Genomic DNA, 13,901 nt, shown 5'->3' with positions numbered 1-13,901 from the left:
GGGATGAAAGCCAGGTAGCCACTAAAGTCGCCTAGATGCAATTTCATTGAAAGGGTTGACACTTTACTAGCGCTAGGGTATTATTAAGATATGGGTACAGGCTGAAAATCCGAGGCTGAGCCGGGAGAGAGACCCGTAACTTATTGACCTTAAAGTAGAAATGCCCGGAGGGTAGGGAAAATCCTCCTTTCTTGATGCAGTCGCTCATGGGGGAAACCCCCAAGACCGCGCTGCATCGCTAAAAACCCAATCATCAACCAACAATTGGTGTGTGAACCCAGCAAGATCACAATTTGAGAAAAAATGGTACGGCGGGGCACGCCGAAACCAAGTGAAACAGGAAAGTAACGGACTTTATAAGGCACTTTTCAAAAAGTAACTAAACGCCTAAGGAGACTAGCCCGCTGGGTCTTTCGTGAACTGACTAGAATCTTGGTCTTGACGGGATTCAGGTTTGGATATTGCCATTTGGACACGGAGGTTTAAGGCCGGTCGTAGATCTAGGAATCCCCGTCTTTTTAAAGCGGGGAGTGTCAAAGAACTTAGAAATCACAAAAGTTTTCCCAGACTGATCAAACATAGAGCTAGCGCTTCTCATAGTAATGAGGTACACATATTTGTTTAGCTATGCCCGGTTCCCTATGCCCGGTTCCCTGTTCCCTGTTCCCTGCTCCCTGCTCCCTGCTCCCTGCTCCCTGCTCCCTGCTCCCTGCTCCCTGCTCCCTAAAACCCAGAACGAAAGTACCTCACCTAATTGAAAAATGCTATTAGGTGATCACGACAGAAACAACACCATTACCAATGCCAGTTCTATCTCCACAATTACAGCAACGGTTAGCATCACCCCTTAAAATTGGCTCGGTTGAGGTCAACAGCCGGGTTTTACAGTCACCCCTGTCTGGAGTAACCGACTTGGTGTTTCGTCGCCTAGTGCGTCGCTACGCTACTGAGTCGATGATGTATACCGAAATGGTTCATGCTAGCCAGTTAAAGTATCTCCGAGAATTGCCCAAGATTATGGAGGTAGACCCATTAGAAAAACCGATCAGTATCCAATTATTCGACTGTCGCCCGGACTTTCTGGCTCAAGCGGCACAAAAGGCAGTGGCAGAAGGGGCAGATACTGTGGATATCAATATGGGTTGCCCTGTTAATAAAATTACTAAAAATGGTGGCGGGTCTGCCTTACTGCGAGATCCAGAAACGGCGGAAGCGATTGTACGGTCAGTAGTCGAGGCAGTGGAGGTACCTGTAACGGTCAAAACCCGTATTGGCTGGACTGATCAGGAGATCAATGCGGTAGAATTTGCCCAACGTATGGAAGATGCAGGGGCTCAGATGTTGACCCTCCATGGCCGTACCCGTGACCAGGGGTATAATGGCTCCGCTCGCTGGGAATGGATTAAGCGGGTAAAAGATGTGCTGTCTATCCCAGTGATTGCTAATGGGGATATTGTTTCCGTAGATGCAGCAGTACGCTGCTTGGAAGAAACCGGTGCTGATGGGGTAATGTGTTCTCGGGGAACCCTGGGCTATCCGTTTCTAGTCGGAGAAATAGACTATTTCCTGAAAACCGGACAACTGTTACCCCCAACCACACCCGTACAACTGCTTGAATGTGCTAAAGAGCATTTACAAGGTCTATGGCACTATAAGGGGGAGCGGGGTATTTATCAGTCCCGGAAACACATGAGTTGGTACGCGAAAGGGTTTCCCGGAGCAGGGGAATTGCGTAAGAAACTCAGTAGAATAGAGACGGTTGACCAAGGAGTTGAGTTGATTGAAAATGCGATCGCTAAACTTCATCAGTAAGCCGTCAGCCGTCAGCCGTCAGCCGTCAGCCGTCAGCTTATTTTATTTATTTTATTCAAAAGCACTTCAAGTAGCGTGGCACAGGCTTCTAGCCTGTGACCCGTGGCACAGGCTTCTAGCCTGTGACCCGTGGCACAGGCTTCGACGCATCGGACCTAAACCATAAACTGTTCCCGTGGTCTGCCCAAAGGCCTTTGGCTGATTGCTGATTGCTGATTGTTGATTGCTGATTGCTGATTGTTGATTGCTGATTGCTGATTGCTGATTGCTGATTGCTGATTGCTGATTGCTGATTGCTAAACTTGATCCTGATCAACCCCAAGTTTTGATCAAATAGTCTTTTTTTCAAGTATTTAACGGTATAATCACCCAGGCAGATTCTGTCAGGTCTTGTTATCACGAATCTTGCTAGATAGTATAATTGTATGATAGCATAGGTAGAATTTTTTGTTCAAATTTAGGAGGATTAATTTAGTATGACCCAAGTGGTTGTCGGTGAAAATGAAGGTATTGAGTCAGCCCTGCGTAGATTTAAGCGACAAGTATCTAAAGCAGGAATTTTTGCTGATATGAAGCGTCTACGCCACTTTGAGACTCCCATTGAAAAGAAAAAGCGCAAAGCGATCGCTCGCAGACGCAAGCGTCGTTACCGCTAAACCTTCAAATCACTGTTACCACTCCCCGGTCATCAGACGCGGGGATGCTTGGTGCACTTACTCGTCATCACCTGACTGGTTTAACCAACCACAATAGGGGAATCGGGAATCGGGAATCGGGAATCGGTAAAGTAGATTGGTGTGAGATACGTTAACAACTTACAGCAACTCCAACAACTGGGATTCACTTAATTGGGGAATTCCTAATTCTTGAGCCTTTTCTAACTTAGAACCGGCATCTTCCCCAACCACCAAATAATCAGTTTTGGCACTAACGGAACTAGTAACCTTACCACCAGCGTTTTGAATCAAGTCTTTCGCTTCACTACGCTTAAGGGTAGGCAAGGTGCCAGTAATCACAAAGGTTTTTCCGGTTAAGGGTTGATTTTTATCTAGCGCTATAGTTTGCTGGGAGGCTGCTAACTGTAAACCTGCTTCTCGCAATCGAGCAATCAAGGTCTGGTTGCTGGAAATCTGAAACCAACCCCAGACAGACTGAGCAATTTCTGGTCCAATGCCGTAGATTCCCTCAATATCGGTGATGGTTGCTTGAGCCAACTGCTCAATGGTAGGGAAAGTCTGGGCAAGGGTTTGAGCATTGACACTACCGACATGACGAATCCCTAACCCATAAAGGACTCGTGACCAAGGTTGGGTTTGGGATTTTGCGATCGCATTTAGCAACTTCTGGGCTAACTTATGCCCCATACGCTCCAATGACACCAACTGCTCTAGGGTTAAATCATAAAGGTCAGCAACAGATGTCACTAAACCTTGGTCTACCAATTGTTCTACAATCTTTTCCCCCAAACCATTAATATCAAGAGCATTACGACTTGCCCAGTGGGTGAGGGTTCCCTTCACAATCGCAGGACAAGATGAATTAATACAGCGAGTCACTGCTTCACCTAAGGGGCGCACCAAGGGTTGATCACAAACAGGGCAATGGGTAGGCATCTCGAAGGGTTCAGCATGATCAGGACGTAACTCTGGTAAGACACGTACCACCTCCGGGATAATCTCCCCCGCTTTCCGTACAATCACCGTATCCCCAACTCGCAAATCTAATTGGGCAACATAATCACCATTGTGTAGGGCAGCCCGTTGTACTGTTGTGCCTGCCAATTGCACTGGTTGTAAAATAGCCAAGGGTGTCACTGCTCCGGTGCGTCCCACATTAACCGTAATTGCTTCCACACGACTGGGAGCTTCTTCAGCCGGATATTTCAGAGCAATCGCCCAACGAGGAAACTTCTGGGTAAACCCCAATTGTTGTTGTATGGGGAAAGCATTAATTTTCACCACTACCCCATCGGTCAGGTAAGGTAAATCTTTCCGTTTCGCATCCCAGTAATTGTAATAATCCTGAACATCCTGTAGAGAAGCACAACATTGGCGATGGGGATTCACCGGAAAACCCAGCTTTTGCAGCAACTCTAGAGCATCCCATTGGGAATTGGGCATTGGGATGGTGTACTCTTCACTACTATCCTGATTCGGAATATGTAAGGTATAAGCAAAGAAAGCCAATTGCCGTTTAGCAACAATTCGAGGCTCTAATTGGCGCAACGTACCAGCAGCGGCATTACGAGGATTAGCAAATAATGGCTCACCTGCTTGTTCTCGTTCCTGATTAATCCTCTCAAATACATCCAGAGGTAAGAATGCCTCACCACGTACTTCTACTAAAGCTGGCGGTTGGTCTAGATTAAGTTGGTCTAGATTGAGTCCCAAAGGAATGGAGCGAATAGTACGGACATTCTGAGTAATATCTTCTCCTGTGGACCCATCACCTCTGGTCACTCCCCGCACTAAAATCCCCTTTTCATAGGTCAGTGCTAATGCTGAACCGTCAATTTTGAGTTCACAAACGTATTCAGTATTGAGTCCTGAGTCTTGGGAAATATCACCAGAAATATGACGCTGCCATCGTTCTTGCCATTGCTTAAATTCCTCAAGGTTAAAGGCATTATCCAAACTATAGAGTGGGATATTGTGGCCCACGGAAACAAAACCAGTAGCTGGTTTCTCTCCTACCCGCTGGGTTGGACTATCAGAGGTTACTAACTCAGGATACTCTGTTTCCAGCTCTTGCAGTTCCCGGTAGAGTTGATCGTAGATGGCATCTGCCATGATGGGATTGTCCAGGACGTAGTAGGCATAACTAGCGTTTTGCAACAGTCGCCGCAGTTCCTGAACTCGCTGGTTTACGTCGGGGGTTACTGGTGCCACAGGGGTGATTATCCTTGATGGAGATTGACTCTAGTTTATCGGTCAGATTAACCATATTAACTATCCAGATTAACTATAGCCCTGCTTGAGGTGGTATAGAAAACTTTGGCAAAGTCTAGCTATAAATTCAGTATTTGTACTAATTCCGTTTGCGGTCACCAATGTCATCTTGGTATTAACTAAGGTACTTTTCCAAGAGACAACAAAAATGGGTCTGTTTGACAAAATTTCAATTGGTCGTCAACACAGCCAAACAACACTCGGACCAGCTGAAGCATTTGCTGCGATCGCGTTAATTGCTGGTGCTGCTGACGGATACGCGACTAATTCTGAGGTCCAAGCTATTATTACTGCCTTATCTCGAATGCAGCTGTTCAGGAGCTACTCAGCTGATGTAATGGCAAGAATGTTTGAACGACTTTTGATGCTCCTCCAGCGGCAAGGTTCTGATCCTCTTCTTAGTGCAGCCCTGAAATCACTCCCCCATGAACTACAAGGAACAGCCTTTGCGATCGCCACTGATATTATTTTAGCAGATGGAGAAATTACCGATGAGGAAGAAGAATTTTTGAACGAGCTTTATCATGCTTTAGAGATATCAGAACAAACTGCTGTAAAAATTATAGACGTAATGTTAATTAAAAATCAAGGGTAATCGGATTATTAATTAATATTGACTAAAATTAATAATTTTGATAAAACTTGCAAAATCTATTCAGTAGAGGGTTTACTTCTAGAAGTAAACCCTCTACTTTTAATTGTGATCTGATCTAACTTGTGATCACCTGGGGCTTGACAGAATTACTAACAGAGTCAGGTTCTAGTATCACAAGGGTATTTCGCAGGACCCAAATAACTGATTGTATTCGGTCCCCTCAGGACACTGGCAAAAGCTCGAATGGCCACACATATTGAGGTTTTTATAGCAAACGCTCTTGATGGGTGGGGGGAATACACACCTGCTCAAAACAGGTTCTCCATGGCCATCTGCCATAGACACGTCTTCGATGATGCACTTGCCGGCGGATGCATCATCCTTAAGAGCAATTCCTCTCCCGTTATACCCGTAGGGTTAGCGGGAGAGGAATTGCGTCCACATGTCCAGTTGACATCTCACATTTAATGGTTTAGAATGTGAGCATGACTGAAAAAGCTTACCGATATCGTTTGTACCCAACACCTGAACAGGAGACTCTGTTGAGGAGAACTCTCGGCTGTGTAAGACTTGTTTACAACAAAGCTCTAGATGCTAGAACCAAAGGGTGGTACGAACGTCAGGAAAGAATAAGCTACAAAGAAACCTCTTCAATGTTGACAGGTTGGAAGACAGAGGAAGATTTATTTTTTCTGAATGAAGTAAGTTGCGTTCCACTCCAACAAGGATTAAGGCATCTTCAAACAGCTTTTACTAATTTCTTCGCAGGTCGTACTAAGTATCCAAACTTCAAGAAAAAGCGGAATGGTGGTAGTGCAGAATTCACAAAATCCGCATTTAAATGGAAAAACGGTCAAATCTATCTGGCTAAATGTTTTGAACCTTTACCTGTTCGCTGGAGTCGTCAGTTACCGGTAAACTGCAACCCAAGTACCGTCACAGTTAGTTTAGATCCGTCTAATCGTTGGCATGTCTCAATCAGGTTTGATGACCACAGAGACTTAAGTTTGTCTCCCACAGATAAACAAGTTGGCTTCGATCTAGGAATTACCAGTCTAATTACAACTAGTGACGGGGACAAAATTGCCAACCCCAAACATTTTAAAAAGCTCAAGAAGAAACTGACTAAATGTCAAAAGGCTTTGTCTCGGAAACAAAAGGGATCTAACAACCGCTATAAGGCCAGGTTGAAGGTGGCCAGAATACACGCAAAAATCAAAGACGCTAGAAGGGATTTTACTCATAAGCTAACCACTCAACTAGTCAGAGAAAACCAATTGATTGCGTTTGAGGACTTAGCTGTGAAAAATCTGGTAAAAAACCACAAACTAGCTCAAGTGATTAGTGATGCCAACTGGGCGGAAATAATCCGTCAGATCAAATACAAAGCAGAATGGTACAACCGTGAAGCTGTATCAATTGACAGGTGGTTTCCCAGTAGCAAAATGTGTTCTGTGTGCTTAAATCGCGTAGAATCTTTGCCCTTAAACATTCGAGAGTGGGATTGTCCATCCTGTAATACTCGCCACGTTCGCGTAGCGTAGCCCTTCGGGCTAATCGCGATATTAATGCATCAATTAATATTTTGGCGGCAGGGCTTGCCGTGTCAGTCTGTGGAGCGACCGTAAGACCCGAGGAGAGCAAATCTCGGAAGGCTGGTGTGAGAAACTCTCCAAAAGGGAGAAGGAAGCAGAAACCTAAGTCGTGAGTCTTAGGAATCCCCCGCTATAATCTCCGATGAGCGCGGTGGGAGGATGTCAAAGGAATATCCATCCGGGCACTGGCAAAAGCCAGGATTGCCACAGGGATTGAGGTCACGAGTACAGATTGATGGGGGACTGACCACGCAAGGGCCAATTCCCTGTGCGATCGCAGGGGGTGCGCTACTTAAAAACAGTTGTGCCGCTACCAACAAAGCGCACAGCACTTTCAACGCTTGGTCGAATTTAAAGTCCATGCCGTTTTTGAGAACTTTTAAGATTTTCATCACCTAACTTATCTCTAATGTTGAGTTAACTACATCCTTCTAAATATCTCACTTCCGGTAGTTTACCAGCGCTTATACCAACTACTTTACCCTCTGCATTGGCTTCAAACATCACTCGATAATTTTTATCTGAACTATCCGTTGGTACGAATAAAGCATATTTCCCCCCCGGTACATATACATGGGGGTAAATTTCTATTTTTTTACCATACACAGACATCACTTTCTCTAAGTTATCCCCAACTTTTACACCACTCAATGTGCTAATTTCTGGAGAACTTATGTATACCCTGGCAATTTTTCCTTCTGTCACCATAAACCCGATATTTTCTATTCCTTCTGGGTCGTAGAATAAGCAACCACGCTCTTCTCCACCACTAGTTTGTTGCACTAATTTAACTTGCCCAGCCTGGGATGCTTCTTTCACCGTCATGCCCACGGTGATGGGGCCAATGCCATTAATTGCTATTTTAGATTTAGTAGAAAGTCTTTCTCTCTTGCTCCCAGTCTTCAAACAGAGGTTTTCACCACTTAAGTCCCCAAAACAATTGCCGTCTTTGTTGAGGATAACTACCGATTTGATAGTTGAGAACTGTTTGAGGGTAGATTGAATAGCACTGGTAGCTCTAGCATCATAGCCTACTCCAGGGGAAAGAATGGCACGGCAAAACTTGAGGGTGGCGGTTTCTGCTGCAATAGAGAGGGTAAAATCTTTACCACAATTGGAGCTACCTTTAAGTTGTAGTGCTTCGGTGAAACCAATTTTAGTTTCTGCTTTGGTCGGACCAATAATCAACTGTTCAATGGCAAAAGTAGCCACTGCACGACTATTGGTGCTTCTGACTACAGATTCCACATACCTAAAATCCTCATTACTTTGAGGTTGCTTGGGTAAAAAAACCTTAACTTTTCTTTGCTTAGGGGTATTTTGAGTTTGGGTAGGAGTTGGGGATGTTTCTACTTCTGTTATAGGAGATGGAGAGGAAGTGGATGTATCCGGTGGGGGTGTCCTTTGTTGGTTACAAGCATTGAGACTCAAGTATGCTAAGAGTATGGTACTCAAAAGTATAGTTTTAGATTTGTGTAGATCCATTGCGCACCTCGAAGTTATCCTGGTTCAATTTAATAGGTAAGCATATGCTTACGTGTAAGCATTCAGCCGTCAGCTATCAGCTATCAGCTATTAGCGAGTAGGCGCTTTAACTGCACTGGTTCGGATCAGTAAAACGAGCAGGAATTGTTAAGCAGCCATACTCGTTCGTAAGCTTGTTTACTACCTCCCGTTGATTAGTTAATTAGCTGACGGCTGACGGCTGATAGCTGAATGCTTACACTTACGTTAATACAATATCTCTATCAAAAACTTTATGGCTCGGTTATTGTACCTCAAGCTGTGGCGAATGAATTAGCTGCTGGATGGTATAGCAATTCTACGACTGAGGTACACAATTTCTAAATTTTAGGGAACAGGGAACAGGGAACAGGGAACAGGGAACAGGGAATAGGGAATAGGGAATAGGGATGCGCTGCATTAAGAGGTGCGACCCGTGGCGAATTTAATTCTTAATGGTAAGAGCGCACCTAACAGGGAATCAACGTCAAAGAAGACTGTACCTCATGAGTCCTATAAACGCTATATTTACTCTTGATTACTCCACAAGAATGGCTGTTTTGAAACTTGCTGGTGAATTATCTGGGTAAGCCTATTTTTGTCTTAACCCTCAAAAGGAATATTTTGCTATTTTGCGGGCGTTAGTACCGTTATCGATTCGATTGCTTTGGTGCGTTACATTTCAAGGGGAAGCACCCGAGAAGATCGTGCGATTAACCCAAAGGGCTAGCGCTTCCCGTACGCACTCCCCACAGGAAAAAGCGATTAGCCCAAAGGGCTACGCTTCGCGATGAAGCGAAGCTTCCGCGCTTGAGCGATCGCACTCTCCCCTCACTATCAACAAAATTGTTAGGTTGGGTTTCCCTTAATCGAATCGATAAGTTTTATCCAAAATCTTGATTCGATCAACCTAACCTACGGGCTAAGATAGGATGACATTGTCTTATGAAGGTTTTTGATATGACAAGTTTATTACAGTACGTAACGAATGAGCAGGGGGAACGAGTTGGGGTTTTATTGGACTGGAACACCTATTCTCGACTCGCTAATCCATTAGGGTTGGATGAGGAGTGTTTAGTTGGTTTGAGTGTAGATGAGTTAAACGCACTGGCAAGTTGTAAATTGGCTGTGGCAGATCAAACTCGCTTGGATGATTTAGTGGCCAGAAATGTAGAATCATTGCTCGGCACCGATGAGGTGGCTGAGTTAGATGACTTGTTGGGGAAGGCGGATCAATTAACAATTCTCAAAACTCGCGCCAGATATACACTGAAGTGCTTAGAAAATGGGACAACAGCAGGGTGAGTGTTTACATTCGGATTGAGTTACAGCGACAAATTCGTAATCGCTTTGGTGAGTGCTGTGCCTATTGTCGGACAGCAGAGTTTCTAACGGCGATGACGTTTGAATTTGAGCATATTCGGCCTCTTAAGGCTGGTGGGGAGACGGTGTTTGAGAATCTTTGTTTTGCCTGTCCATCTTGTAATCGCCATAAAGGCGATCGCCAGACTGCCATCGATCTAGAAAGCGGCGAAGTGGTTGCGTTGTTTAATCCCCAGGAGCAAGTTTGGACAGAACATTTTGCCTGGAGTGAGAGTGGGACGGAAATGAGGGGACTAACAGCGGTTGGTCGAGCTACAATCTCGGCATTACAGATCAATCGTCCGGCGTTAGTTCGGGCAAGGGCAATGTGGGTTAAGTTGGGTGAGCACCCGCCAGAGTTGGATTGATTGGGGCGATCGCAGGGTGGATGTCACTGTCTTGATGCAATTCAACTAGCTGGTATTGAGCGAGTAGTTTTTTTATATAAGTTGAGTGACTATAGTATCAAGATTGGATCAATATGAGTGGGGTGGGCATCCTGGCCACCCGGAAATAATGCTTATAATATCATGTCGGGATAATTACCCTTAATAAAAACCTCCCTATCTCCCTATCTCCCCATCTCCCCACCCTCTCCTTAATTATGGGTATTCAACCAGACTTGATATTAACCCTCAATCCGCAAAATTGCTTCTTTGACTTCCACCTCTGATTCAATAACTGCGATAATTCCTGGTAAATATTCATCCATTGTCATCACGTTAGCATAAACTATTGGTTTAATTAAAGCCAAACTAAGATTGTCATCTTGTACATCAATGCTGGTTTTGTAACGGATTTCTCCATCGTCTAAATCGAATTCAAAGTTACCCATAATCATGCCATAGTTGGCGCGGGTGATGAATTCTGTGATGGCTAGGTGCTTGTTTTCTGGAGCCTTAACGGGGCACATTGAATAAAAAACGAATTGTCTTTGTTCTTCTCTGGCTTGGGCGTAGCAAGTCCATTGTCCATTTTCACCCCGGAATAAAAGACGCAAGGCTGATGTTTCTGGTATATTGACAAATTGCCATTGGTCTGATTCAAAAAAGTTAACTATTGCGGTAAAGATTGATTGGTTTGTGGTGGTATCTTCTTCTGTGTCGGAGAATTTTTCATCAACTAATTCGTTGAAAATGCTGGTAATTCCCTCAAGAAATTCAGAGGTAGCGTTTTGGGTAGCTTCAGCTAAATTGGCTTGGGTCCATTCTTGGAAAAAGTTAACAATTCCTTCTGAAAGTTCTTCGCTGGTAGCTTCTGGGTGGTTAATGGTGGAAGGATTAAGGTAGTTCCAGAAGGTGTTATAACCGACTTCACCGTTGGGTTGTTGCTGTTTTACGGATAAGCATAGCCAGCTTTCGGTGTTGAGTAGTTTGTTTGTTAAGGGGTTTTCGGGTTGTTGACAAAGGTCAAGCAGGTAGTTAGCAGCTTCTTCTGCGGTGGAAGCCTTTTCTAATAGCTGTGGCAGTAAATCCGGTTGGAGAGTGGTTTCAATTTGGATGTCACCACTGGGGAGAAAGTTACCACCATTCATGGGTGCCCGTACTTCTGCTTTGAGGTTGAATAGTTTTTCGGTGTCGATGCGGTGGTAAAGTTCGGGGGTTACGTGGAAGGTAAGACGACATTCGATGATTTGGTCGTTTTGTTTGGTGAGGGATAGGGAAGTTGTGGGAATGGTTAAGGGATTGGAGGAGTCATTTAAGGTTAACTCTTTGTCTAAAGGGAAGTTTTCAGTATAATCATTCATTTTTTTGATAAATTGAAGTAAAGCCAGTTGTGGTTAATGGCAGTCCTGGTTTTAGTTCCAGTACTTTTTTTCGATGTAAATATTGAGGAAATTATCGAATGGAAACCACCAATCAACGTTTAGAGCAATGGCGTGAAACCCTAGAAAATATTTTAAAGTATTACGCCAATCTTCCTTACCGTTATGGTGATGTGACAACCTCTGTAATTATCAGTAGCGAACGCAATCATTTTATGCTGCTCGATGAAGGCTGGGAAAATCATCGCCGTGTATATGGTACCATTGTTCATGCTCAAATCCGCGATGGTAAAATCTGGATTCACTACGACGGTATTGAAGATGGTATCACGGATGAATTGGTTGCTTCAGGAGTACCGAAGGATAGGATTGTTCTTGCTTTTCATCCCCCTGAGATTCGTGAACATACTGGGTATGGGGTTGCATAGGGTTTACCATCGTTATCTGAATCTAATTCACTGCAAAGTCAGTATATTGACGTACAGCAGGTTCTTGAAATGCTAGTACAATATCAGTCTTTGGTACTCCCAATTTGACCAGTTCGTTGGCAAAACCAATTTCAGTTCCATCATGATGTATCCAAATTTTCCTATTCTTGATGCTGAAATGTAGAACACAACCATACATGGTTTGGCGATTCTTCCAACCAGTATAGACAACTTGGTAATGGTCGTGGTCTGATTGACACTCCCCAGGGTTAGAAACCGGGGGATTCTCGGTTCAACGAGCCAACTTGCTAATCCTTGCCGGAGCCAAGAAGAGTAGAGGTCGATTCTCCCCGAGCGTTGAGAAAAGTTCCGGTGTGCCCCACCGTACTCAAGGCTCTCGTTAAGATATTTTTGGCGGCGTTATGGTCTCTGTCTAGCTGGCAGCCACATTTACAGGTATGAGTCCTAGTTGATAGTGACTTTTTCACAACCTCGCCGCACTGGGAACAATTTTGGCTAGTATAAGCAGGATTAACTGCGACAGTTATTCGACCAAACTTTTCACCAAAATATTCCAACCATTCCCGGAATTGATACCAACCAGCATCATTAATAGACTTGGCGAGACAGTGGTTTTTAACTAAGTTTTTCACCTTTATATCTTCGTAGGCGACCAGATCGTTAGACCGGATTACGCAGCGCGCGAGTCTCTTAGCGTGCTCATTACGTTGCCTACTTATTCTAAGGTGCTGTCTCCCTAGCCTATTAATTGCTTTCTTTCTATTGGCAGAGCCTTTCTTTTTCCGGGAAACTCGACGCTGAGAAAACTTGATAGCTTTTTCGCTTTTTCTATAAAATCTAGGATTGGGTTCGGTGTACCCATCAGAGTCGGTGTAAAACTCTTTTAGTCCCACGTCCAACCCAACAGTGAACCCAGTCGCTTCTAATTGTTCGTGATTATCTACTTTGACGCAGAATTGGACATAATAACCATCAGCTCGACGGACTATCCTAACCCGCTTGATTAATTTTGAATTCTTACTCCATAAATCCCAGGTTCCCTTGAGTTTGACCTTTCCAATCCCTTTCTTATCGGTAAACTTAATGAATTTTTTGTCGGGCAACAATTTCCAACCCGATTGCTTATATTCAACTGACCTAGAATGTTTTTTGAAACGGGGATAACCCTTTTTCCCAGGCACCTTTTTCTTGCAGTTGTCGTAGAACCGCTTTATTGCCCGTTCCACATTTTCAACTGAGGCTTGACATGCATGACTGTTCAGGTCTTTGACAAACTTGAACTCTTCGCGTATTTGGGTGTTGTAACGGTACAATTCTTTTTTGCCTACTCCACGATTATCCATCCAGTACCGAAGTACTTTATTTCGGACAAAGCGAGCCGTTATAATTGCATCATTTATCGCTAATTTTTGAGACTCTTTAAGGACAGCCTTGAACTCCATTACCAACACCTAAAATCACCTCCTTAGTTTACTTGATTTACTTAATATTATAGTCGATATTCCTATAGCATAAGTTCCAGGACAGTTAGGTAATAAATTCCTGTTCGGGCTAACCCCATAAATGAAATTTAGGGGCTTGCGCCCTCAGGGTTTTCGGTCAACAATTAAGGCAGCTTCAACATCTTAATCAGATGGACTTTTACTGGCATAATCACTCAGAAGTTGTTTAATGTATTGGCGATACTGGATTATTTTTTACATTCTAAAATAACCTCTTTGGATATAGCCATTATACGAGTTTTGAGGGACAAAGCGATCCCCCTAAATCCCCCTTAAAAAGGGGGATTTATAGGTTTATAATTGTACCTCATAACTGCAATAAATGCTATAAGCAATCTATGCAAATCTTGATACAAAAATATTATACAAT

The 13,901-nt window shown here is 43.9% G+C and carries 13 protein-coding genes and 2 pseudogenes; 9 read left to right on the top strand and 6 right to left on the bottom strand.

Going from position 1 to position 13,901, the window contains the following annotated elements:
• The first annotated feature begins 602 nt into the window (after positions 1-602).
• The 4 genes from F6J90_RS30195 (at position 603) to rpsU (ending at position 2,468) form a co-directional block, all read left to right on the top strand.
• Complete coding sequence (locus F6J90_RS30195) at positions 603-758, top strand: hypothetical protein (protein ID WP_293102280.1); 156 nt, start codon at positions 603-605, stop codon at positions 756-758.
• Between the two features lie 43 nt (positions 759-801).
• Complete coding sequence (gene dusB, locus F6J90_RS30190) at positions 802-1,812, top strand: tRNA dihydrouridine synthase DusB (RefSeq protein WP_293103269.1); 1,011 nt, start codon at positions 802-804, stop codon at positions 1,810-1,812.
• A complete protein-coding gene (locus F6J90_RS30185; protein ID WP_293102277.1) occupies positions 1,787-1,978 on the top strand; it encodes a hypothetical protein in 192 nt (63 codons plus the stop codon). The genes dusB and F6J90_RS30185 overlap by 26 nt, the downstream gene beginning before the upstream one ends.
• Positions 1,979-2,288: 310 nt before the next feature.
• The gene (gene rpsU, locus F6J90_RS30180; protein WP_008186741.1) at positions 2,289-2,468 is read left to right on the top strand and encodes a 30S ribosomal protein S21; all 180 of its coding nucleotides are present in this window, start codon (positions 2,289-2,291) and stop codon (positions 2,466-2,468) included.
• Positions 2,469-2,627: 159 nt separating this feature from the next.
• On the opposite strand, the gene ligA is transcribed toward rpsU, so the two are convergent.
• The gene (ligA, locus tag F6J90_RS30175) at positions 2,628-4,700 is read right to left on the bottom strand and encodes an NAD-dependent DNA ligase LigA (protein ID WP_293102274.1); all 2,073 of its coding nucleotides are present in this window, start codon (positions 4,698-4,700) and stop codon (positions 2,628-2,630) included.
• Positions 4,701-4,908: 208 nt separating this feature from the next.
• Between ligA and F6J90_RS30170 the strand changes: the two genes are divergently transcribed.
• Both F6J90_RS30170 and F6J90_RS30165 read left to right on the top strand, forming a co-directional pair.
• The gene (locus F6J90_RS30170) at positions 4,909-5,355 is read left to right on the top strand and encodes a tellurite resistance TerB family protein (protein ID WP_293102271.1); all 447 of its coding nucleotides are present in this window, start codon (positions 4,909-4,911) and stop codon (positions 5,353-5,355) included.
• 485 nt (positions 5,356-5,840) lie between these two features.
• Positions 5,841-7,063, top strand: a pseudogene (locus F6J90_RS30165) (RNA-guided endonuclease TnpB family protein).
• Between the two features lie 3 nt (positions 7,064-7,066).
• On the opposite strand, the gene F6J90_RS30160 reads toward F6J90_RS30165, so the two are convergent.
• Entirely contained in the window at positions 7,067-7,342 is a 276-nt protein-coding gene (locus tag F6J90_RS30160; RefSeq protein ID WP_293102269.1) for a hypothetical protein, read from the bottom strand.
• A 25-nt stretch (positions 7,343-7,367) separates the two neighbouring features.
• Entirely contained in the window at positions 7,368-8,435 is a 1,068-nt protein-coding gene (locus F6J90_RS30155; RefSeq protein WP_293102267.1) for a hypothetical protein, read from the bottom strand.
• 978 nt (positions 8,436-9,413) lie between these two features.
• On the opposite strand from F6J90_RS30155, the gene F6J90_RS30150 reads away from it, so the two are divergent.
• Complete coding sequence (locus tag F6J90_RS30150; RefSeq protein ID WP_293102265.1) at positions 9,414-9,758, top strand: hypothetical protein; 345 nt, start codon at positions 9,414-9,416, stop codon at positions 9,756-9,758.
• Positions 9,755-10,183 (top strand): HNH endonuclease signature motif containing protein, encoded by a 429-nt coding sequence (locus tag F6J90_RS30145; protein ID WP_293102264.1) that lies wholly within the window; start codon positions 9,755-9,757, stop codon positions 10,181-10,183. The genes F6J90_RS30150 and F6J90_RS30145 overlap by 4 nt, the downstream gene beginning before the upstream one ends.
• A gap of 260 nt (positions 10,184-10,443) precedes the next feature.
• Here the strand turns inward: F6J90_RS30145 and F6J90_RS30140 are convergent, their stop codons facing one another.
• Positions 10,444-11,562 carry a YbjN domain-containing protein gene (locus tag F6J90_RS30140; RefSeq protein ID WP_293102262.1) on the bottom strand — a complete coding sequence of 373 codons (1,119 nt, stop codon included), beginning with the start codon at positions 11,560-11,562 and terminating at the stop codon, positions 10,444-10,446.
• Between the two features lie 98 nt (positions 11,563-11,660).
• Between F6J90_RS30140 and F6J90_RS30135 the strand changes: the two genes are divergently transcribed.
• Complete coding sequence (locus F6J90_RS30135; RefSeq protein WP_293102260.1) at positions 11,661-12,008, top strand: XisI protein; 348 nt, start codon at positions 11,661-11,663, stop codon at positions 12,006-12,008.
• 22 nt (positions 12,009-12,030) lie between these two features.
• On the opposite strand, the pseudogene F6J90_RS30130 reads toward F6J90_RS30135, so the two are convergent.
• Both F6J90_RS30130 and F6J90_RS30125 read right to left on the bottom strand, forming a co-directional pair.
• Positions 12,031-12,252 (bottom strand): annotated as a pseudogene (locus tag F6J90_RS30130) (XisI protein); the annotation flags it as partial.
• A 64-nt stretch (positions 12,253-12,316) separates the two neighbouring features.
• Complete coding sequence (locus F6J90_RS30125; RefSeq protein WP_293102258.1) at positions 12,317-13,480, bottom strand: transposase; 1,164 nt, start codon at positions 13,478-13,480, stop codon at positions 12,317-12,319.
• Between the last annotated feature and the right edge of the window lie 421 nt (positions 13,481-13,901).

Source organism: Moorena sp. SIOASIH, from assembly GCF_010671925.1.
Taxonomy (GTDB): domain Bacteria; phylum Cyanobacteriota; class Cyanobacteriia; order Cyanobacteriales; family Coleofasciculaceae; genus Moorena.
The sequence above is the reverse complement of the archived record's forward strand: the minus strand, read 5'-3'. Positions and strand labels throughout refer to the sequence as shown.

Excerpts from the sequence above, each read along its gene's own strand:
- F6J90_RS30135 (WP_293102260.1), top strand. The coding sequence starts at position 11,661 with ATGGAAACCACCAATCAACGTTTAGAGCAATGGCGTGAAACCCTAGAA.
- F6J90_RS30195 (WP_293102280.1), top strand. The coding sequence starts at position 603 with ATGAGGTACACATATTTGTTTAGCTATGCCCGGTTCCCTATGCCCGGT.
- F6J90_RS30170 (WP_293102271.1), top strand. The coding sequence starts at position 4,909 with ATGGGTCTGTTTGACAAAATTTCAATTGGTCGTCAACACAGCCAAACA.
- dusB (WP_293103269.1), top strand. The coding sequence starts at position 802 with ATGCCAGTTCTATCTCCACAATTACAGCAACGGTTAGCATCACCCCTT.
- F6J90_RS30185 (WP_293102277.1), top strand. The coding sequence starts at position 1,787 with ATGCGATCGCTAAACTTCATCAGTAAGCCGTCAGCCGTCAGCCGTCAG.
- F6J90_RS30155 (WP_293102267.1), bottom strand. The coding sequence starts at position 8,435 with ATGGATCTACACAAATCTAAAACTATACTTTTGAGTACCATACTCTTA.
- F6J90_RS30140 (WP_293102262.1), bottom strand. The coding sequence starts at position 11,562 with ATGAATGATTATACTGAAAACTTCCCTTTAGACAAAGAGTTAACCTTA.
- F6J90_RS30160 (WP_293102269.1), bottom strand. The coding sequence starts at position 7,342 with ATGAAAATCTTAAAAGTTCTCAAAAACGGCATGGACTTTAAATTCGAC.
- rpsU (WP_008186741.1), top strand. The coding sequence starts at position 2,289 with ATGACCCAAGTGGTTGTCGGTGAAAATGAAGGTATTGAGTCAGCCCTG.
- F6J90_RS30150 (WP_293102265.1), top strand. The coding sequence starts at position 9,414 with ATGACAAGTTTATTACAGTACGTAACGAATGAGCAGGGGGAACGAGTT.